Source organism: Denitratisoma oestradiolicum (assembly GCF_902813185.1).
In the GTDB taxonomy this organism is placed as follows: Bacteria; Pseudomonadota; Gammaproteobacteria; order Burkholderiales; family Rhodocyclaceae; genus Denitratisoma; species Denitratisoma oestradiolicum.
Genome location: NZ_LR778301.1, coordinates 3,928,390 through 3,948,979, shown reverse-complemented (window position 1 = coordinate 3,948,979; position 20,590 = coordinate 3,928,390). Strand labels below are relative to the sequence as shown.

18 protein-coding genes and 1 riboswitch are annotated in these 20,590 nt (G+C 66.2%); of the genes, 16 read left to right on the top strand and 2 right to left on the bottom strand.

Translation table 11 applies throughout. The features are described from left to right. Positions 1-11 precede the first annotated feature (11 nt). The 3 genes from DENOEST_RS18005 to DENOEST_RS17995 all read left to right on the top strand — a co-directional run bounded on the left by DENOEST_RS18005 (position 12) and on the right by DENOEST_RS17995 (position 2,660). Positions 12-1,169: a class I SAM-dependent methyltransferase gene (locus tag DENOEST_RS18005; RefSeq protein ID WP_145770432.1), complete on the top strand. Its 1,158-nt coding sequence runs from the start codon at positions 12-14 to the stop codon at positions 1,167-1,169. Positions 1,170-1,432: 263 nt separating this feature from the next. After that, positions 1,433-1,864: a MaoC family dehydratase gene (locus tag DENOEST_RS18000; protein ID WP_145770433.1), complete on the top strand. Its 432-nt coding sequence runs from the start codon at positions 1,433-1,435 to the stop codon at positions 1,862-1,864. Positions 1,865-1,880: 16 nt separating this feature from the next. Next, positions 1,881-2,660, top strand: coding sequence for an ABC transporter permease (locus DENOEST_RS17995; protein ID WP_183148282.1), 780 nt, complete (start codon positions 1,881-1,883; stop codon positions 2,658-2,660). On the opposite strand, the gene DENOEST_RS17990 is transcribed toward DENOEST_RS17995, so the two are convergent. Beyond that, positions 2,657-3,490 (bottom strand): hypothetical protein, encoded by an 834-nt coding sequence (locus DENOEST_RS17990; protein ID WP_145770435.1) that lies wholly within the window; start codon positions 3,488-3,490, stop codon positions 2,657-2,659. The genes DENOEST_RS17995 and DENOEST_RS17990 overlap by 4 nt on opposite strands. Before the next feature lie 116 nt (positions 3,491-3,606). Here DENOEST_RS17990 and cutA point away from each other — a divergent pair, with 116 nt between their 5' ends. From cutA to DENOEST_RS17970, 4 genes are all read left to right on the top strand, one after another. Continuing rightward, positions 3,607-3,936 carry a divalent-cation tolerance protein CutA gene (gene cutA / locus DENOEST_RS17985; RefSeq protein WP_145770436.1) on the top strand — a complete coding sequence of 110 codons (330 nt, stop codon included), beginning with the start codon at positions 3,607-3,609 and terminating at the stop codon, positions 3,934-3,936. Beyond that, positions 3,930-5,687: a protein-disulfide reductase DsbD gene (gene dsbD, locus DENOEST_RS17980; protein ID WP_145770437.1), complete on the top strand. Its 1,758-nt coding sequence runs from the start codon at positions 3,930-3,932 to the stop codon at positions 5,685-5,687. Before cutA ends, dsbD begins: the two co-directional genes overlap by 7 nt. A 31-nt stretch (positions 5,688-5,718) precedes the next feature. Further along, positions 5,719-6,207, top strand: coding sequence for a hypothetical protein (locus DENOEST_RS17975; RefSeq protein WP_145770438.1), 489 nt, complete (start codon positions 5,719-5,721; stop codon positions 6,205-6,207). A gap of 102 nt (positions 6,208-6,309) precedes the next feature. After that, positions 6,310-7,119, top strand: a complete 810-nt coding sequence (locus tag DENOEST_RS17970; protein WP_145770439.1) for an SDR family NAD(P)-dependent oxidoreductase — start codon at positions 6,310-6,312, stop codon at positions 7,117-7,119. A 25-nt stretch (positions 7,120-7,144) separates the two neighbouring features. Here DENOEST_RS17970 and DENOEST_RS17965 read toward each other — a convergent pair whose 3' ends face one another. Continuing rightward, positions 7,145-7,987: a sulfite exporter TauE/SafE family protein gene (locus tag DENOEST_RS17965; protein ID WP_332068237.1), complete on the bottom strand. Its 843-nt coding sequence runs from the start codon at positions 7,985-7,987 to the stop codon at positions 7,145-7,147. A 247-nt stretch (positions 7,988-8,234) separates the two neighbouring features. Here DENOEST_RS17965 and groES point away from each other — a divergent pair, with 247 nt between their 5' ends. The 9 genes from groES (at position 8,235) to DENOEST_RS17920 (ending at position 20,534) form a co-directional block, all read left to right on the top strand. Continuing rightward, entirely contained in the window at positions 8,235-8,525 is a 291-nt protein-coding gene (gene groES / locus DENOEST_RS17960) for a co-chaperone GroES (RefSeq protein WP_145770440.1), read from the top strand. A 42-nt stretch (positions 8,526-8,567) separates the two neighbouring features. Continuing rightward, positions 8,568-10,217 carry a chaperonin GroEL gene (gene groL, locus DENOEST_RS17955; RefSeq protein WP_145770441.1) on the top strand — a complete coding sequence of 550 codons (1,650 nt, stop codon included), beginning with the start codon at positions 8,568-8,570 and terminating at the stop codon, positions 10,215-10,217. A gap of 163 nt (positions 10,218-10,380) precedes the next feature. Next, positions 10,381-12,708 carry an acyl-CoA dehydrogenase gene (locus tag DENOEST_RS17950; RefSeq protein ID WP_183148281.1) on the top strand — a complete coding sequence of 776 codons (2,328 nt, stop codon included), beginning with the start codon at positions 10,381-10,383 and terminating at the stop codon, positions 12,706-12,708. Further along, on the top strand, positions 12,705-13,979 hold the full coding sequence (locus DENOEST_RS17945) for an acetyl-CoA C-acetyltransferase (RefSeq protein WP_145770442.1): 1,275 nt from the start codon (positions 12,705-12,707) through the stop codon (positions 13,977-13,979). Before DENOEST_RS17950 ends, DENOEST_RS17945 begins: the two co-directional genes overlap by 4 nt. 523 nt (positions 13,980-14,502) lie before the next feature. Further along, positions 14,503-16,410, top strand: coding sequence for a 3-hydroxyacyl-CoA dehydrogenase NAD-binding domain-containing protein (locus DENOEST_RS17940; RefSeq protein ID WP_145770443.1), 1,908 nt, complete (start codon positions 14,503-14,505; stop codon positions 16,408-16,410). A 62-nt stretch (positions 16,411-16,472) separates the two neighbouring features. Next, positions 16,473-17,876: an OmpP1/FadL family transporter gene (locus DENOEST_RS17935; RefSeq protein WP_145770444.1), complete on the top strand. Its 1,404-nt coding sequence runs from the start codon at positions 16,473-16,475 to the stop codon at positions 17,874-17,876. Between the two features lie 62 nt (positions 17,877-17,938). Next, entirely contained in the window at positions 17,939-18,523 is a 585-nt protein-coding gene (locus DENOEST_RS17930) for a chalcone isomerase family protein (protein WP_145770445.1), read from the top strand. Between the two features lie 86 nt (positions 18,524-18,609). Continuing rightward, positions 18,610-18,699: riboswitch (cyclic di-GMP riboswitch) on the top strand. Positions 18,700-18,790: 91 nt separating this feature from the next. Then, positions 18,791-19,351 carry a hypothetical protein gene (locus tag DENOEST_RS17925; protein WP_145770446.1) on the top strand — a complete coding sequence of 187 codons (561 nt, stop codon included), beginning with the start codon at positions 18,791-18,793 and terminating at the stop codon, positions 19,349-19,351. Between the two features lie 163 nt (positions 19,352-19,514). After that, positions 19,515-20,534: a sulfate ABC transporter substrate-binding protein gene (locus DENOEST_RS17920; protein ID WP_145770447.1), complete on the top strand. Its 1,020-nt coding sequence runs from the start codon at positions 19,515-19,517 to the stop codon at positions 20,532-20,534. Positions 20,535-20,590: the final 56 nt, after the last annotated feature.

Genomic DNA, 20,590 nt, shown 5'->3' with positions numbered 1-20,590 from the left:
ATGCCGCCCCTATGCGCACCCAACTCCCCGAACCCTCCGCCGATGCCCAGGACGCCAGTCGCGCCCTGGTCGAATTGATCGCCCGCGAAATCCAGGCCGCCGGCGGCTGGATATCCTTCGCTCGCTACATGGAACTGGCTCTCTATGCGCCGGGCCTGGGTTATTACGCCGGGGGTTCCCGCAAGTTCGGCGAGGCTGGCGATTTCGTCACTGCCCCGGAGCTGACGCCCCTCTTCGGCCAGGCCCTGGCGGTCCAGGTGGCCCAGGTGCTGGCGGCTTCGGCGCCGGTGGTGCTGGAGGCGGGCGCCGGCAGCGGCCGGCTGGCGGCGGATCTGCTGCTGGCCCTGGAGCGCATGGGGCAGCCCCCGGAGCGCTATCTGATCCTGGAGCTGTCGGGGGAGCTGCGGGCGCGCCAGCAGGAGACCCTGGCCGCCGAGGCGCCCCATCTGCTGGAGCGGGTGACATGGCTCGATGCCCTGCCGGAGGGATTTTCCGGTTGCGTGGTGGGCAACGAGGTGCTGGACGCCATGCCGGTCCATGCCCTGGAATGGAGCGAGGGTGGGCTCCTGGAACGGGGCGTCGCCATGGATGCCGAGGGGCGATTCATCGATGCATCGCGCCCGGCCGACGCCGTTCTCCGTGAAGCCGCTGCGGACCTGCCGGTGACAGCCCCCTACCGGAACGAATTGAGCCTGGCGGCCCGGGCCTGGACTGCCGAATGGGGCCATCGCCTGGTGCGGGGTGCCCTGCTGCTGATCGACTACGGCCTGCCCGGCCACGAGCTCTACCATCCCCAGCGGGATGGGGGCACGGTGCGCTGCCACTACCGTCACCGCAGCCACGACGATCCCTACTGGTGGCCGGGCCTGTCGGACATCACCAGCCATGTGGATTTCACCGCCATCGCCGAGGCCGGCCACGGCGCCGGCCTGGATGTTCTGGGCTACACCAGCCAGGCCAGCTTTTTGATGAACTGCGGCATCGCCGGCCTGCTCGATGCCCGCCGCGACGGCGCCCCGGGGGCGGCCGCCCTGCGTGCCGGTGGGGCCGTGAATGTGCTGCTGTCGCCCAACGAAATGGGGGAGTTGTTCAAGGTGATCGCCCTGGGCAGGGGCATACCCATGTCATTGGTGGGGTTCATTCGGGGCGATCGGCTGCACGCCCTGTAACGCGCATGGTCGCCAGCGCCACCCCCGGAGATGCCAATGCGCCAAAGTAAATTGAACGCCCCCCACCCCCGTTCCACGGCCGGCTTTGCACAGCCGGCCGGCTTCGGCGGCGCGAAGCAGTGCTTCGCGCAACCCCGCCTACGCCCCCTTCCCGGGGCGGGGCTACTGATTGGCTCGCTACGCTCGACGGGTCACACTCGGCGCCGTTGATGCTTTTTCACGTTAACATGCCCCGTACCCCATCACAGCGGAGACACCCCCCCATGCATCCCATCCAGGAACGCTTTGTCGAAGATCTCGCGGTCGGCATGACAGCCAGCATTTCCAAGACCATCACCGAAACCGACATCATCCTGTTCTCGGGTGTTTCCACCGACGTCAATCCCATCCATATCGATGAGGAGTACGCTGCAGCCACCATCTTCAAGGGTCGTGTCGCCCACGGCATGCTCTCCGCCAGCCTGATCTCCGCCGTGCTGGCCAACAAGCTGCCTGGCCCGGGCACCATCTACATGGCCCAGAACGCCCGCTTCCGCTCCCCGGTGCGGCCCGAGGACACGGTTACCGCCACGGTGACCATCAAGGAAGTGCTGGTGGAAAAGAAGCGTGTGATCCTGGACACCACCTGCCGGGTGGGCGACCGGGTGGTGATCGAGGGTGAGGCCACGGTCATGTTCCCCTCGCGCAAGGATTGATCCCGGTCCGACACTCATGAGCAGCGCCGCCATGCCCCTTTCGCCCCTGCGCTGGATCGCCGTCTGGCGGCGCAACTTCCTGGTCTGGCGCAAGATGGCCTTCACCTCGGTGCTGGGCAACCTGGCCGACCCGCTGATCTACATGTTCGGCCTGGGTTACGGCCTGGGCAGTCTGGTATCCCAGGTGGAGGGCATGCCCTATATCGTCTTCATCGCCTCCGGTTCCATCTGCGCCAGCACCATGAACGGCGCCACCTTCGAGGCCCTCTATTCAGCCTTCTCGAGGATGCAGGTGCAGCGCACCTGGGACGCCATCCTCAACGCGCCCCTGGCCCTGGAGGATGTGCTGCTGGGGGAATGGATCTGGGCCGCCAGCAAGGCCGTGCTCTCGGGCCTGGCGATCATCGCGGTGATGGGCATCCTGGGTTTTTTGCATTCACCCCTGATCCTCTGGGTGGTGCCCCTGCTGTTCCTGGTGGGCCTGTGCTTCGCCGCCATGGGCCTGATCGTCACGGCCCTGGCACCGTCCTTCGACTTCTTCATGTATTACTTCACCCTGCTGATTACCCCCATGACCCTGCTCTCGGGGGTGTTCTTTCCCTTGCAGCAACTACCGGCTCCGGTCCAGGCCATCGCCCAGGCCCTGCCCCTGACCCATGCCGTGGCGTTGGTGCGGCCTCTTTCCTTGGGTCAGGTGCCGGAACAGATTGCCCTGCATCTGGTGGTGCTGGCCGTCACGGCCCTGGCGGCCTTTGCCCTGGCCCTGAAACTGGCGCGGCGGCGGCTGTTGTTTTAACGCGAAGGCAGGGCATCCAGCCGGTGTTCAAGCCGCAGGGGCGGGCCATCTCCCGTCTGGCGCAAGGACGGGGGAAACCCTAGTCCCCCGGTGGCCAAATAAGCACCGCCAGCTAAACCAGCCAGCAAGGCCAATATCGCCACCACGGCCAGGGGCTGGAAGCGGCTGCCGGCCCAGAAGGCTTGCCAGCGGGCGCGGCGGCGGGCGCTGGCGGTGAGCCGGGCCACGCTCGCGCTGCGGTGTCGTTCCTGGGCGGCCTCCGCCGCACGGGCCTCGGCCTCTCCCCGTTCACGGGCTGCGGCCTCCAGTTGGCGATCGGCCTCGGCTCGGGCCTGGGCCGCCTGGGCCGCCGCGATGTCCGCTTCCTTCCGGCGCTGGGCAAGCTTGGTGGCTTCCAGTTCCGCGCTGCGCTTCTGGATGGCGATCATTTCCGCCGCCCGCTCGGCCTCGGCCTGGGCTTCGGCCTGGTTGGCCAGGGTCTGTTCGGTGCGAACCCGGATCAGTACCAGGGAAAGGGCTTCCTCGTCGGCCAGCTTCTTGGCCCGGGCCTCATCCCGGGCCCGGCGGCTGGCGTCAAGGCGTTGCTGGGCCAGCAATTCTGTCGCCGCCTCGGTTCGCGCCCTTTCCGCAGCGTACTGGCGCGCACGGGACTCGGCGGCGAGGCGTCGATTCGCCAGTTCCAGGGCCTCCTGCTCTCGGGTCAGCAGTTGCCTGGCATCGGCCAGGCCGCCGGCCTCCCGCTGTTCCTGATCCCGAGCCGCGTCCACGGTTTCGGGTTTGTCCCCGTTGCCGCCCCGCTTCACTGGCCCGCTCCCCGGCTGCCCCTCCATGCCCATCCCCCTTGTCCAAGGAAATACCCCGGTCATTGTAGGAACAGTCCATCCCGGCCAAGGGGACGATAAGGCCCCAACAGGCGCCTATTTCCAGGTCCAGTTAGAATTCCCCCATGAGTACCCTGCTGGTCATCACCAATCTTCCCGACAAGGATACCGCCCAGGCCTTGGCGGCCCTACTGGTGGAGCGGCGCCTGGCAGCCTGCGTGAACATCCTGGCGCCCTGCGTTTCGGTCTATCGCTGGCAAGGTACCCTGGAGAGGGCGGAGGAGGTGCCCCTGCTGATCAAGACCACCCGAGCCCGCTATCCGGACCTGGAGGAGGCGATCCGGGGCGCGCATCCCTATGAACTTCCCGAGATCATCGCGGTCCCTGTGACACAGGGACTACCGGGCTACCTGGCCTGGGTCGCCGACGAAACCGATACTGGAACCCCATGCTGATCCGCTTCCTGCTGCCCTTCCTTTTCTCTTTCCTGATTTCTCCGTTACTGCGGGCCGCCGAGCCCCTGGCCCCGGAACAGGCCTTCCAGTTCTCGGCGGTGGCCGTGGATGCCAGGATCATCGAGGCGCGCTGGCTGATCGCCGACGGCTACTACCTTTACCGGGATCGCTTCAAGTTCCGACTGGAGCCTGAAAGTGCCCGACTGGGCGCGGCCGAATTCCCCCCGGGGGAAATGAAGGACGATCCGGGCTTTGGCAAGGTGGAGGTCTATCACCGCCAGGTGGTGGTGCGCCTGCCCGTGGAAAACGTCAGCGGCCCCGTCACCCTCAAGGCCGTGTCCCAGGGCTGCGCCGACATGGGCATCTGCTATCCGCCCCAGAACCACGAGGCCCTGCTTGACCTCGCCAGCGCCGGCCAGGCGCCAGGCCTGAGCCCTGCTCCCGCGCCGGTCAGCGAGAGCTCCCGCATCGCCCGGCTGTTGAGCCACGGCAGCTACTGGCTGGTGCTTTCCAGCTTCTTCGGCTTCGGCCTGCTGCTGGCCTTCACCCCCTGCGTGCTGCCCATGGTGCCCATCCTCTCCGGCATCATCGTCAATCACGGCCACGCGGTGACCCACGGCAGGGCCTTTGCCCTTTCCCTGGTCTATGTGCTGGGCATGGCCCTGACCTACGCCCTGGCCGGCGTGGCGGCCGGTTACACCGGCACCCTGCTTTCCAGCGCTTTGCAGAATGCCTGGGTGCTGGGCAGCTTCGCCCTGGTTTTCGTGGCGCTCTCCCTTTCAATGTTCGGCTTCTACGAACTGCAACTGCCCAGCGCCCTGCAAAGCCGCCTGTCCGACACGGCCAACCGGCGTGGCGGTTCCCTGCCGGCCTTGTTCATCATGGGCGTGCTCTCGGCCCTGATCGTCGGCCCCTGCGTGGCGGCTCCCCTGGCCGGCGCCCTGCTTTACATCGCCCAGACCGGCAATGCCGCCCTGGGTGGCGGAGCCCTGTTCACCATGGCCCTGGGCATGGGTGTTCCCCTGCTGGCGGTGGGCCTGTTCTCCCGCTCCCTGCTGCCCAGGACCGGACCCTGGATGGAGGCGGTGAAAAAATTCTTCGGCGTGGTGCTGCTGGCCACCGCCCTGTGGCTGGTCTCGCCGGTGCTGCCGGCCTGGTTGGTGATGCTGGGCTGGGCCGCTCTTCTGATCGTGCCTGCCATTTACCTCCATGCCCTGGACCCCCTGCCGCCCCAGGCCCGGGGCTGGCCCCGCTTCTGGAAGGGCCTGGGGGTCCTGCTGCTGCTGGCCGGCAGCGCCCTGGTGATCGGCGTCCTGGGCGGCGCCCGGGACCCCCTGCAACCCCTGAGTTTTCTGCGTGGAGTCGGCATCAGCCAGGGCACGAGCGACCACTCGCCCCGCTTCATTCCTGTGCGCAGCCGTGTCGAACTGGACGGCCTGCTGAAAAACGCCGATCGTCCGGTGATGCTGGACTTTTATGCCGACTGGTGTGTGAGCTGCAAGGAGATGGAGCGCAACACTTTCAGCGATCCGGCCGTGCGCGCCCGCATGGACCGGATGCTCCTGCTTCAGGCCGATGTCACCGCCAACAGTGACGAAGACAAGGCCCTCTTGGCACGTTTCGATTTCTTCGGCCCGCCGGGCATCGCCTTCTTTCCTCGTCCGGGACAGGAACGGAAGGATCTCCGGGTCACCGGCTACCAGGGACCGGTGGAATTCCTGGCCACTCTGGAGGCGGTGCTCAAGGAATAGCGTGCCTGCTGCTTCTTTTCCGATTTAACCCATGCAATTGCAACTCAGTCACGACCCCATCGAGGATCGCCTGCTGCTGCGTCTGGATCTGGATGGACAGTGCTATGGCTTCTGGCTGACACGCCGTGTCACGATCCTGCTCTGGCCTGTCCTCTGGTCCATGCTGGAGCACGGCGTGATTCCCGGCGCCGGGACCGAGGCTCGGCGTTGGCTGCTGGCCATGGATCACGAAAAAGCCCGGAGCGGCCAGGAGGTGCAGCAGGCCCCGCCGATTTCCCTCATCGCGCCGGTGCGCCTGGTGGTCACGATCCAGCATGGCCATCAGGCCGACGGGCGCCATGTGCTGGGCCTGTTTGACGGCAGCGGGGCCGGGGAGACCATGACCCTGGACGACGACGGGCTCCATGCCCTGATCCGCCTGTTGCACGAGACCGTGCCCAAGGCGGGATGGGATATTCCCCTGTCTCTGCCCCAATCCGGCCTGACGCCTGCCAGCGTCGGCACCTCGCTGCGACACTGATGCTTTTGCACGTTACCCCCCCTCTCCACGTTCTTGGAGAATCCGGCTACAATGAATTCTTTTGTAGGACTGATGTACCAAAAAGAGAGAAAGGAATCAGCCATGAACAGACGTTTCGAAGGTCGGGTGGTAATCGTGACTGGCGCCAGCCTGGGCATAGGTCGTGCCTGCGCCAAACAGTTCGCCGACGAGGGCGCCACCGTGATCGGCTGCGCCCGGCGCAAGCCCAAGCTGGATGAACTGGCGGACGCCATCAATGCCAATGGTGGCAAGTTCAAGAGCGTGGAACTGGACGTCAACGACCTGGATGGTTTCATCAAGCTGATCCATGACACTCACCAGGAATTCGGCCGGCTCGACGTGCTGGTGAATAACGCCCCTTCGGTCAAGGGCGGCATGATCGTGGACCAGACCATCGAGGACTTCCGTTCCAACTTCACGGCTTCCGTGGACAGCGTGTTCATCAGTTGCCGCGAGGCCCTGAAGATCATGATGAAGCAGCGTTCTGGCTCCATCATCAACATCTCCTCCGTCAGCAGCCTGCGGGCGGGTCTGGCCTCCGGCGCCTATGGTGCTTCCAAGGCGGCGGTGAATCAGTTCACCCAGTGCGTGGCCATGGAAGCGGCACCCTACAACGTTCGCCTGAACGTGGTGGCCCCCGGTTCCACCGTCACCGCCGGCATGAACGCGGCCTTCCGCAAGAATGAGGCAGCCCAGGATGCTGTTGCCGCCTCCATCCCGATGTTGCGCCATGGCGCAGCAGAAGAAGTGGCCGAGGCGGTCTGTTTCCTGGGGTCCGACCAAGCCTCCTACATCACCGGCGTGATCCTGCCGGTGGATGGTGGCAAGACGCCCCAGATGGCGCTGCCGGGCTTCGACATCAGTGCCCTGAACAATGTGAAGGTCAAGTGATCCTGGCCACCCTGCATCTGCCCGATCAGGACAGATGCAGGGTATCCCAGGCGTAGCGCAGAATCATCAGCACGGCCACGGCGAGAAACAGTCGTCGGACGAATGCGCTGCCGTGCTTCAGTGCCAGGTGGGTGCCGATCCAGGAACCGCCAATATTGCAAACCGCCATCAGCAGCGCCAGGGTCGGCAGCCAATGACCGGCGGGCACGAAATAGCCCAGGGCGGCCAGGTTGGTGGCCACGTTGACCACCTTGGCCGCCGCTGAGGCGTGCAGGAAGTCGAAGCCGAAAAAGCGGACGAACAGGAAAATCAGGAAGCTGCCGGTACCCGGCCCGAAGAAACCATCATAGAAGCCGATGATTCCGCCCAGCACGGTGGCGTAGGCCAATTCGCGACCACCGGCATGGGCGGGGCGGTGCAGGGCGCCGAAGTCCTTGCGCCGGAAGGTGTGGATGACCGCCAGCACCAGCAGGCCGAGAATCAGGGGCCGAAGCATGTCCGGTGGCAGCCAGGCGACCGCCGCCGCGCCAGCGTAGGAGCACAGGAAGGCGGCGAAGGCCGCCGGCAGTGTCGTCCGCCAGGGCATGCGGACCCGCCGGGCGTAGCGCCAGGCGGCGTTCAGGGTGCCGAAGATGCTGGCCAGCTTGTTGGTGCCAAACAGCGTGGCCGGCAATTCCCGCGGCAAGGTCGAGAGCAGTGCGGGAACCTGAATCAGGCCACCTCCTCCCACCACCGCGTCAACAAAGCCCGCGAAGGCTGCTGCCAGCAAAAGGAACAACAGGGAAGGCAGCAGGCTGGGATCGAGCATCGTGCTCAGGGGTGACAGGTATGCGGCGCGGGCATGATAAGCGGAATCGGCCGCTGCCATGGAGTCGGCATGGGGCGGCTTCTCCCTGTCTTGCCCCTCTCACGCCAAAGTCGGCGGCGTGGGGTGGGGGATCTACTGAAACAGGCCCTGATTCAAAAACCCCTTGAAATCCCTGAGGGCCGCCCCTATTATTAGCACTCGTCGATGGTGAGTGCTAAGTTACTGGCGGTTCCGCCTGACCACCCGCCGACTCATTTTTCTGTGCGGCCCAGCCGCTTTCCATGTCATCCCTCAAGGAGATATATCCATGAAAATCCGTCCCTTGCATGACCGAGTGATCGTCAAGCGTATCGAAGACGAGCGCAAGACGGCCTCCGGTATCGTCATTCCCGATTCCGCCGCCGAGAAACCCGACCAGGGCGAAGTGCTCGCCGTGGGCGCCGGCAAGATCCTGGAAGACGGCAAGGTCCGCGCCATGGCCGTCAAGGTGGGCGAACGCGTGCTGTTCGGCAAGTACTCCGGCCAGACCGTCAAGGTCGATGGCGAGGAGCTGCTGGTCATGCGCGAAGAAGACATCATGGGCGTGATCGAGGCCTGATCGGCCATCGTCCCAACCTAAAGAACTCAAGGAGAAACAACAATGGCTGCTAAAGAAGTCAAGTTCGGCGATTCCGCTCGCCATCGCATGGTTGAAGGCGTCAACATCCTGGCCGATGCCGTCAAGGTGACCCTGGGCCCCAAGGGCCGCAACGTGGTGCTGGAGCGCTCCTTCGGCGCCCCCACCGTGACCAAGGACGGTGTGTCCGTGGCCAAGGAAATCGAGCTCAAGGACAAGTTCCAGAACATGGGCGCCCAGATGGTCAAGGAAGTGGCTTCCAAGACCTCCGACGTGGCCGGTGACGGCACCACCACCGCCACCGTGCTGGCCCAGGCCATCGTCCGCGAAGGCATGAAGTACGTGGCCGCCGGCATGAACCCCATGGACCTGAAGCGTGGCATCGACAAGGCGGTCATCGCCACCATCGAAGAGCTGAAGAAGCTGTCCAAGCCCTGCACCACCAGCCAGGAAATCGCCCAGGTGGGCTCCATTTCCGCCAACGCCGACGCCAACATCGGCGACATCATCGCCAAGGCCATGGACAAGGTTGGCAAGGAAGGCGTGATCACCGTCGAGGACGGCAAGTCCCTGGACAACGAGCTGGACGTGGTGGAAGGCATGCAGTTCGACCGCGGCTACCTGTCCCCCTACTTCATCAACAACCCGGACAAGCAGATCGCCATCCTGGACAATCCCTTTGTCCTGCTCTTCGACAAGAAGATATCCAACATCCGCGACCTGCTGCCCGTGCTGGAGCAGGTGGCCAAGTCCGGCCGTCCCCTGCTGATCGTCGCTGAAGATGTGGACGGCGAGGCCCTGGCCACCCTGGTGGTGAACAACATTCGTGGCATCCTCAAGACCGTGGCCGTCAAGGCTCCCGGCTTCGGCGATCGTCGCAAGGCCATGCTGGAAGACATCGCCATCCTCACCGGCGGCACCGTGATCGCCGAGGAAGTGGGTCTGTCCCTGGAGAAGGCCACCCTGCAGGATCTGGGTCAGGCCAAGCGGGTCGAGATTGGCAAGGAAAACACCACCATCATCGACGGCGCCGGCACCGAAGCTGGCATCCAGGCCCGCGTGGCTGCCATCCGCAAGCAGATCGACGAGTCCTCCAGCGACTACGACCGCGAGAAGCTGCAGGAGCGCGTGGCCAAGCTGGCCGGCGGCGTGGCTCTGATCAAGGTCGGTGCTGCCACCGAAGTGGAAATGAAGGAAAAGAAGGCCCGCGTCGAAGACGCCCTGCACGCCACCCGCGCTGCCGTTGAAGAAGGCATCGTTCCCGGCGGCGGCGTTTCCCTGCTGCGTGCCCGCTCCACCGTGTCCGTCAAGGGTGACAACCCCGAGCAGGACGCCGGCATCAAGATCGTGCTGCGCGCCCTGGAAGAGCCCCTGCGTCAGATCGCCGCCAACGCCGGCGACGAGCCCAGCGTGGTGATCAACAAGGTGATGGAAGGCAAGGGCAACTACGGCTACAACGCCGCCACCGGCGAGTACGGTGACATGGTGGCGATGGGTGTGCTGGACCCCACCAAGGTCGAGCGTACCGCTCTGCAAAACGCCGCTTCCGTGGCTGGCCTGATGCTCACCACCGACTGCATGGTCGCTGAACTGGCGGAAGACAAGCCCTCCATGGGTGGCATGGGCGGTATGGGTGGCATGGGTGGTATGGGCGGCATGGACATGGGCATGTAATGTCCCGCCGCGCCTGAACCCCAGGCCTCAGCAGCAACAGACGCCCCGCCTTGTGCGGGGCGTTTGCTTTTCCGGATGCCATTCAAGCATCTAGAATCAGGACATGCTGGAGCGATGTCGTCCGCTCCCCTCGGAAAATCCGTCAGAAAGCCAGAGGCCCGTCATGACGTTGTCCGATAGCCTGCCTGCCCTCCTTCTTGTCATCCTGGTGGCCGTGCTCCTGCTGCCTCCTCTGCGCCGCTGGCTGCTCACCGGGCCGGTCTTCAAGGTCTATAAACGCATCCTCCCGCCCATGTCCGACACCGAGCGGGATGCCCTGGAGGCGGGCACGGTCTGGTGGGAGGGACAGCTGTTCAGCGGCAGTCCGGACTGGGCCGTGCTGCTGTCCTATCCCCGGCCGACCCTCAGCGCCGAGGAGCAGGCCTTCCTCGATCGGGAAGTGGAAACGGCCTGCGCCCTGGTGGATGACTGGCAGGTCTCCCACGAAAGCTTCGACCTGACGCCGGAGACCTGGGACTACCTCAAGTCCCGGGGCTTCCTGGGCATGATCATTCCCAAGCAATACGGTGGCCTGGGCTTTTCCGCCTATGCCCATTCCCAGGTGGTGACCCGCCTGTCCACCCGCTCCTCGGCCCTGGCAGTGTCGGTGATGGTGCCCAACTCCCTGGGGCCGGCGGAGCTGCTGCTGCACTACGGCACCGAGGCCCAGAAGAACCATTACCTGCCCCGGCTGGCCCAGGGCCTGGAGGTGCCGGCCTTCGCCCTGACCAGCCCCTGGGCCGGTTCCGATGCCGCCGCCATTCCCGATGCGGGCATCGTCTGCAAGGGGCAGTGGCAGGGCCGGGAAGTGATCGGCATGCGGGTCACCTGGGACAAGCGCTACATCACCCTGGGCCCGGTGTGCACCCTGTTGGGCCTGGCCTTCCATCTCTACGACCCGGACGGCCTGCTCGGAGACAAAAGGGACATCGGCATCACCTGCGCCCTGGTGCCCCACGACCATCCCGGTGTGGAACTGGGGCGGCGCCACCAGCCCCTCAACGCGGTGTTCATGAACGGCCCGACCCGGGGCCAGGATGTGTTCATGCCCCTGGACTTCATCATCGGCGGCCCGGCCACCGCCGGCCAGGGCTGGCGCATGCTGATGGAGTGCCTGGCGGCGGGCCGGGCCATTTCCCTGCCTTCCTCCAATGTGGGCATGGCCCAGATGACGGCCCGGGCCGTGGGCGCCTACGCCCGGGTGCGCAGCCAGTTCCGCATGGCCGTGGGCCGCTTCGAAGGCGTGGAGGAAGCCTTGACCCGCATCGGCGCCTACACCTACCTGATGGACGCCACCCGCACCCTGACCGCCGGCGCGGTGGACCTGGGAGAGAAACCCGCCGTGGTCTCCGCCATCGCCAAGTACCACGTCACCGAGCGGGCCCGCCGTGTGGTCAATGACGGCATGGACGTGCTGGGAGGCAAGGGCATCTGCCTGGGGCCCTCCAACTTCCTGGGCCGCGCCTATCAGCAGATCCCCATTGGCATCACCGTGGAGGGCGCCAACATCCTGACCCGCAGCCTGATCATCTTCGGCCAGGGAGCGATACGCTGCCATCCCTATGTGCTGAAGGAGATGCAGGCTGCCGCCGATCCCGATCCGGCCGCCGGCCTCAAGGCCTTCGACCGACTGCTCTTCGCCCATCTGGGCCATGCCCTGAAGAACGGACTGCGCGCCCTGGGCCACGGCCTCACCGGCTCCCACTTCGCCCGGGTGCCGGATGCCGCGGCAGCGGAGGCCCGCCGCTACTACCAGCAACTGACACGTTTTTCCGCCGCCTTCGCCTTCCTCTGCGACATTTCCCTGATGGTGCTGGGGGGCGGCCTCAAGCGCCGCGAAAAACTCTCGGCCCGGCTCGGCGACATCCTGTCCCAGATGTACCTGATGTCCGCCACCCTCAAGCGTTACGAGGACGAGGGCCGCCAGGCGGCGGACGCACCCCTGCTGCACTGGGCGGTATGGGATGCCATGTATCAGGCCCAGCAGGCCTTCGACGGCGTCATCGCCAACTATCCCAACCGGTTCGTGGCCTTCTGTCTGCGCCTGATGCTGTTTCCTTTCGGCCATCCCTACGTGGTGCCCTCGGATGAACTGGGCCATCAGGTGGCCCGCCTGCTGATCGCCCCCTCCCCCAGCCGGGACCGGCTTACCGCCGCCTGCCACCGCCCCGGCGGCGAGGACGACCCCCTGGGCGCTCTCGAACTGGCCCTGCTGGCCACTCTGGCGGCGGAACCCGTGGAGGCGAAGATACGGGAAGCGGAAAAGCAGGGCCTGTTCGCAGGCAACCCCCAGGCCAATGTCCGTGACTTGGCCCTCGCCGCCCACGGGGCCAGGGTGGTGAACGATGGGGAGTACGCCCTGCTGGCCCGGCGCGACCGGCTGCGGGACATCGTGGTGAAGGTGGATGATTTTCCCTTCGATTTCGGCACCCGCCGGGGAGCGGCATCATGAACGGCACCCCCATTTATGTCGTGGATGGCCTGCGCACTCCCTTCCTCAAGGCCCGGGGCGGCCCCGGGCCCTTCGCTGCCGCCGATCTGGCGGTACAGGCCGGGCGCCCGTTGCTGCTGCGCCAGCCCTTCGCGCCGGAGGATCTGAGCGAAGTGATCCTGGGCTGCGCCGCCCCCGCGCCCGATGAAATGAACATCGGCCGCATCCTCGCCCTGCGCCTGGGCTGCGGCGAGAAGGTGCCGGGCTGGACGGTGATGCGCAACTGTGCCAGCGGCATGCAGGCCATCGATTCGGCCCTGGCCGACATCCAGCGCGGCCGCGCCGAGCTGGTGCTGGCTGGCGGCAGCGACGCCCTCTCCCATGCGCCCCTGCTGTTTTCCGAGGCCATGGTGCGCTGGCTGGTGGACTGGAAATCAGCCCGGGGCCTGGGCCCCAGGCTGGCCCTGCTGGGGCGCCTGCGCCCGGCTCACCTGGCGCCGGTGCTGGGTCTGCTGAAGGGCCTCACCGACCCGGTGGTGGGCCTCTCCATGGGCCAGACCGCCGAGAACCTGGCCTGGGAGTTTGGCATCGGCCGGGAAGCAATGGACGCCTACTCGGTGCGCAGCCACCAGCGGGCCCTGGCGGCGCAGGCGCTGATCGCCCGGGAACTGGCGCCCCTGCTGGACGCCGCCGGCAGCGCCTACGAGGCCGATGACGGACTGCGGGCGGATGCCAACCCGGAGCGCCTGGCCAAGCTCAAGCCCGTGTTCGACCGCAACTACGGCACCATCACCGCCGGCAACAGCTCCCAGGTCACCGATGGCGCAGCCCTGGTGCTGCTGGCTTCGGCGGCGGCCGTGGAGCGCTGGAAACTGCAACCCCTGGGCCGCATCCTCGACTGCCAGTGGGCCGGCCTGGACCCGGCGCGGATGGGCCTGGGGCCGGTCCACGCCGCCACCCCCATCCTGCAACGCCAGGGCCTGGGTCTCAACGATGTGGACGCCTGGGAAATCAACGAGGCCTTCGCCGCCCAGGTGCTGGCCTGCCTCGCCGCCTGGCGCAGCGAAGACTTTTGCCGGACCCATCTGGGCCTGCCCGGGGCCCTGGGCGAGCTGGATCAGGAAAGACTCAACATTCACGGCGGCGCCATCGCCCTGGGCCATCCGGTGGGGGCCTCCGGCGCCCGCATCGTGCTGCATCTGCTGCACAGCCTCAAACCCGGCGGCAAGGGCATGGCCGCCATCTGCATCGGCGGGGGCCAGGGCGGCGCCATGCTGGTAGAGCGGCTGTGAGCGCCTCGCACAAACCGAAGCCGCAACGCGGCAAACCGTCGTCACTCCCTCCCGCAGAGAAGGGGCTTGGGGGGAGGGCGCCGCGCCGCATGGCCGCCCAAAGGCGTGGCAGCGTTATTGATGGAGCCGGCGTTAGCCGGCGAACCGTCGTCACCCCCTCCCGCAGAGAAGGGGCTTGTGGGGGGAGGGTGCCGCGCCGCATGGCCGCCCAAAGGCGTGGCAGCGTTATTCATGGAGCCGGCGTTAGCCGGCGAACCGTCGTCACCCCCTCCCGCAGAGAAGGGGCTTGTGGAGGGAGGGTGCCGCGCCGCATGGCCGCCCAAAGGCGTGGCAGCGTTATCCATGGAGCCGGCGTTAGCCGGCGAACCGTCGTCACCCCCTCCCGCGGGGAAGGGGCTGGGGGGAGGGAGCCGCGCCGCATGGCCGCCCAAAGGCGTGGCAGCGTTATCCATGGAGCCGGCGTTAGCCGGCGAACCGTCGTCACCCCCTCCCGTGGGGAGGGGGCAGGGGGGAGGGTAGTTCGATGACACTCAAGCACTGGACACTGCAACGGGAAGATGATGGCCTGGCCTGGGCCATCCTCGACTGCCGGGATCAATCCACCAACGCCCTCTCGGCGGAAGTGATGGCGGAGCTGGCGCAAGTCCTCGACCAACTGGAGGCCCAGCCGCCCCGCGCCCTGATCTTCCGTTCTGGCAAGGAAGCCGGCTTCATCGCCGGGGCCGACATCCGGGAGTTCTCCACCCTGGGCACGGCGGATCAGGTCCATGCCCTGGTGGCCCGGGGCTGGAATCTGTTCAATCGCCTCGCCGCCGTGCCCTGGCCCACGCTGGCCCTGATCCGGGGCCATTGCCTGGGCGGTGGCCTGGAGCTGGCCCTGGCCTGCCGCTACCGCGTCGCCGTGGATGAGCCGGGCACCCGCCTGGGCCTGCCCGAGGCCCTGCTGGGCATTTTCCCCGGTTGGGGTGGCATGCTGCGTCTGCCGCGACTGGCCGGCCCCCAGGTCGCCCTGGACCTGATGCTGACGGGTCGCACCGTGGATGCTCCCCGGGCCGCGAAAATGGGCATCGTGGATGCCTGCGTGCCGCCCCGGGTGATGCTGGCCGCCGCCCGCCAGATCGTCGCCTCCGACCGAGCACCGGCCCAGGCCGGAGGCATCAAGGCCCTGATGAACCGCTGGCCCCTGCGCGCCCTCGTCGCTGCCCAGGCCCATAGGCAGACGGAGCGCAAGGCGCCGCGAGCCCACTATCCGGCCCACCACGCCATCATCGACCTCTGGTCCCAACACGGCGGCAATGCCCTGGCCGCGCCGGCCCTGATGGAAGCCGTGGTGAGCTCCCCCACCACCGCCAACCTGCTGCGGGTGTTCCAGTTGCAGGAGCGGCTCAAGGCCTTCGGCAAGGAAAGCGAGCAACCCTTGCGCCGGGTCCATGTGGTGGGCGCCGGCGTGATGGGCGCCGACATCGCCGCCTGGTGCGCCCTGCGGGGCCTTACCGTGACACTGCAGGACCAGGACATGGGGCGGCTCGCGGCGGCATTCGCCCGCCTGGCCCCCGTGTTCGCCAAGCGCGTCCGGGACCCGCGCCGGCGCCGGGCACTGCTGGACCGGTTGATCCCCGATGTGGCGGGAGTCGGGGCCGCGTCAGCGGACGTGGTGATCGAGGCCATCTACGAAAACCTCGACGCCAAGCGGACGCTGCTGGCTGCCCTGGAAAAACGCATGAGGCCGGATGCGGTGCTGGCCACCAATACCTCCAGCCTGCGCCTGGAGGATCTGGGCCAGGGCCTGGCGGATCCCCGACGCCTGGTGGGCATCCATTTCTTCAATCCGGTGATGAGCATGCCCCTGGTGGAAGTGGTCCATGGCCAGGACAGCGACGAGGCACCGCTGCGCCAGGCCTGCGCCTTCGTCCGGCGCATCGACAAGCTGCCCCTGCCGGTGCGGAGCGCGCCGGGCTTCCTGGTCAATGCCGTGCTCGCCCCCTACATGCTGGAAGCCATGCGCTGCGTGGATGAAGGTCTGGCGATCGAAGTGGTGGACCGCAGCATGCGCGACTTCGGCATGCCCCTGGGGCCCCTGGAACTGGCGGACACCGTGGGCCTGGATATCGCCATGGCGGCGGGCCGGGCCTTGTCCGGCAGCGCCAGTCCGCCCGCCTGTCTGGCCGAGCGGGTGGCGCGGGGCGAGTTGGGGCGCAAGAGCGGAAGAGGTTTCTACCTTTACCAGCAGGGCCGACCCCAGCGCCGGCCCGCCGCTGCCGCGCCGTCGGGGCTGGCCCAACGCCTGCTGCAACCTTTGTTGGAAAAAACCCAAAGCATCGTCGATGACGGCATCGTGGCTGATGCCGACCTGGCCGATGCAGGTGTAATGTTCGGAGCGGGCTTCCCCCCGTTCCGGGGCGGGCCGCTTAGCTATCGGCGTAGCCGGTGATAAAGAGTGGATTCATAAAAACCACGGGAGCAGCCGCTCCCCGACAACACAGGAGGTGCGAGATGTTCCAGAAAACGGCGGTTCTCAAACTGATTCCCGGCCTGATGCTTGGCGCTCTGTCCACCATGGCCGGCCATGCCGGCGCCTCCGGCTTTCAACTGCTGGAGCAGAACGCCAGCGGCATCGGCAACGCCTTTGCCGGTTCTGCGGCGGTGGCCGAAGATGCCAGCACGGTGTTCTTCAATCCTGCTGGCATGAGCCTGCTGCCGGCAAAACGGCACTTCAGCGTCTCCCTGGACATGGTGCGGCCCCAGGCCAAGTTCTCCAACGACGGCAGTACCGCTCCCCTGGGCATCACCCGCCTGGGCGGCGACGGCGGCGATGCCGGCGGCTGGGAGCCGGTGCCGGCGGCCTATTTCGTGATGCCCATCAACGAGCGCTGGACCTTCGGCATGGGCGTGGGCGCCCCCTTCGGTCTGGCCACGGACTATGACAAGGATTGGCGCGGCCGCTTCCACGCCACCAAGTCCAGCGTCAAGACCATCAACTTCAACCCCTCGGTGTCCTACAGGCTCAATGATCAGGTGGCCCTGGGCTTCGGCGCCAACTATCAGAAGCTCGACGCCCAACTGGCCAGCGCCGCCAACGTCTCGGCGGCCCTCTGCGCCAACCCGGCCCTGGCGGCCCTCTGCGGCGCCGGTGCCCTGAACGACCAGGAAGCCACGGTGCGGGTCAAGGGCAGCGACTGGACCTGGGGCTACAACCTGGGGGCCATCATCCAGCTCAGCCAACAGACCCGGCTCGGCCTGGCCTACCGTTCCTCGGTCAAATACCATGTCACCGGCAGCACCCGCTTCGACAAGCCCACCATTGCTGCCGGGGGCCTGATCAGTGCCGGCACGGCGGCCTTCCTCAATGGCAGCCTGGCCGCCTCAACCACCCTGGCCGACGGCCCGGTCAAGCTGGACATCGAGCTGCCCGACACCTTCACCCTGAGCCTCACCCACCGTCTGGACGAGCGTTGGGAACTGCTGGGAGACCTGGCCTGGACCGGTTGGGCCAAGATCCAGTCCCTGGACATCTACCGCAGCAACGGCACCCTGCTGAGCACCACGCCGGAGCACTGGCGCAATACCCTGCGGCTCGCCCTGGGGGCCAACTACCAGCTCGACCCCGCGACCAAGCTGCGCCTGGGCCTGGCCTATGACCAGAGCCCGGTGGATCAGGACGACTACCGTACCCCCCGGCTACCGGACCATAACCGCACCTGGCTTTCCATCGGCGCCCAGTACAAGCTGACCGCCGACAGCATGCTGGATGTGGGCTACGCCCACCTGTTCATCAACAAGGCCAGCATCCACGACAACGGCCACAGCGCCGCCAACCAGGCCTCCCGGGGTCTGCTCAGCGGCAGCTATGACAACGCGGTGGACATCCTGGGCATCCAGTATTCCCTCGCCTTCTGAGTCGTCCGCCAACAACGGCCCTCGGGATCACACCTGGGGGCCGTCGGTGAAGGAGCGCCAACATGACACGCATCAAAAAATTCCTGCGTCAGGCCAGCCTGCTCCTGCCCTTGCTGGGCATGACGCCATCGAGCTTGCAGGCGGTGGAAGTAGCCGGCGTCAAGGTGGAAGATAGGCTCACCGCCCAGGGGGCGACCCTCCAGCTCAACGGCGCCGGGCTGCGCACAAAAATGTTCTTCAAGGTCTATGTGGCGGCCCTCTACGTGACCAAACCTTCCACCAGTTCCCGGCAGTTGCTGGAGGCCCCCGAGCCCAGCCGCATGGTGCTGCAGATGCTGCGCGACGTGGATGCCGACACCCTGTTCAATTCCCTGCGGGACGGCCTGCGGGCCAACGTGCCGGAAGCGGAACTGGTCACCCTCCAGGCCGGTGTGGACCAGCTTGGCGCCCTGATGGCCACCATCGGTCAGGCCCGTAGCGGCGACACCATCGTCCTGGACCTGGACATGGAGAAGGTCGTTGTCAGCCATAACGGCGAAGTGCGCGGTCAAGTGGCCGCACCCCGCCTGGGACGGGCCCTGCTGAGCATCTGGCTGGGCGAGCACCCGGTAGACGACTCCCTGAAAAAGGCCCTGCTGAGAGGCTGAGCCTGGGGGCTGCATCCCGTCCAATCCTTTCCGAGTGTGCGAAATGTCCTGGGTGTTTTCACCGATTCACCATACCCTCGGCCTGTAACTGAAAAAGGCAAACCCATCGAAAGGTGGGGACGCAAAGTCACCGGTCTAAAGGGTGGGCACCACTCCAGGATAGCGGGACCGCCAGGCCAGGGGCCGCCCTCGGGCGACTTCTCTCCCCTTTCGGTATTCCCCCGCCCGCATCGAGCGACTCCGTCCCCACATGGCAGCACGGAGAAAATGATGCACACCATTTCTGTCAGACGCAGCATGCTCTATCCCAAGGCAAAAGGCCGGAAAGCACCCGCGCCAGCCAGGCGTACCAACAACGAAGACAAGATCGTCACCCGCCTGGCGCCCCCCTTACCCTCCGTGGTCAAGACCCCCGCGCCTGCCCCGCTCCAGGCGCCCTGGTGGAAGATGGCCTGGATCCCCCTGCTCATCCTGCTGCTGCTTTTCCTCTGCCTGCAACTGGCCACCGGGCTGGGCGACAGCCTGCGCCGGGATACCCCCTCCACGGAAAATTCCCGATCGGGCAACGTGCGGGTTGACCGGCAGACGGGCCGCGCGCCGGCGACAGAGGAAAGCTTTCTCGCCACACCCTACGGACGCAGCCCGTCGACCAGCGGCACAGCCCTCGCAACCAGGACGTCAGCCCTCGCAAACAGAACGTCAGCCAAGCCAGGCAAAGGCACCGCAAACTGTGTTCTCAAGTCCGGTAGTGGGGGTGGCACAGCGAAGGCCACGCTGAATCTGAATGCCTGCCTGGAAGAGAGCCTCGCGGCGCGGCGTCCAGGCTGATCGGCACCTGACTTCAGGGCTGCCTGGTTAGCGGTGGCCGTCGATGCCGTTAGCGGCGCGTCGCCCGCTGCGGGTAATTTGCATTGCAGAATTTCTTGGTTCCGGGATCAAGCCGCCCCCCGTAAATTCCTCTCCGCCAACGCTACCCCAAGGAGAGGAAATCATGTCGCTCAAGAGCCATACCCGTCACACCTTCATCGCTGCTGCCCTGCTTGGCGCCCTGGCCGGGGACGCCCTTGCCGATGTCACCCTGCTCAATGTCTCCTATGACCCGACCCGGGAGCTGTACCAGGATTTCAACGCCGCCTTCGCCAAATACTGGCAGGCCAAAACCGGGGAGAAGGTGAGCATCAAGGCTTCCCATGGCGGCTCCGGCAAGCAGGGCCGTGCCGTGATCGACGGCCTGGATGCGGACGTCGTCACCCTGGCCCTGGCCTATGACATCGACGCCATCGCCGCCAAGGGCATCCTGGCTCCCGACTGGCAGAAGAAGCTGCCCCACAATGCCTCGCCCTATACCTCCACCATCGTGTTCCTGGTGAGGAAGGGAAATCCCAAGGGCATCAAGGACTGGAACGATCTGGTGAAATCCGGCGTGGAGATCATCACCCCCAATCCCAAGACTTCCGGTGGCGCCCGCTGGAATCACCTGGCGGCCTGGGCCTACGCCCTCAAGCAGCCGGGCGGCAGCGAAGCCCGTGCCCAGGAATTCCTCAAGAAGTTCTATGGCAATGTGAAGGTGCTGGATTCCGGCGCCCGGGGTTCCACCACCACCTTTGTCGAGCGAGGCATCGGCGACGTGCTGATCGCCTGGGAAAACGAGGCCTATCTGGCGGTGCAGGAACTGGGGCCTCAATCGAGTAAGGGCGGGTTCGAGATTGTTACCCCCAGCCTCTCGATCCTGGCCGAACCGCCGGTGGCCGTGGTGGACAAGGTGGTGGACCGGAAGGGCACGCGCAAGGTGGCCACCGAGTACCTGAACTACCTCTACTCCACCGAGGGCCAGGAGCTGGCGGCAAAGAACTATTACCGACCCATCGACAAGGCCGTGGCCGCCAAGTATGCCAAGCAGTTCGCCCCGGTGAAGCTGATCACCATCGATCAGGAATTCGGCGGCTGGACCAAGGCACAGAAGGCCCACTTTGCCGATGGCGGCATCTTCGATCAGATCTACGGCAAGTGAGATGGAACCCACCCTAACGCGCATGGTCGCCAGCACCACCCCCAAGGATGAAAATG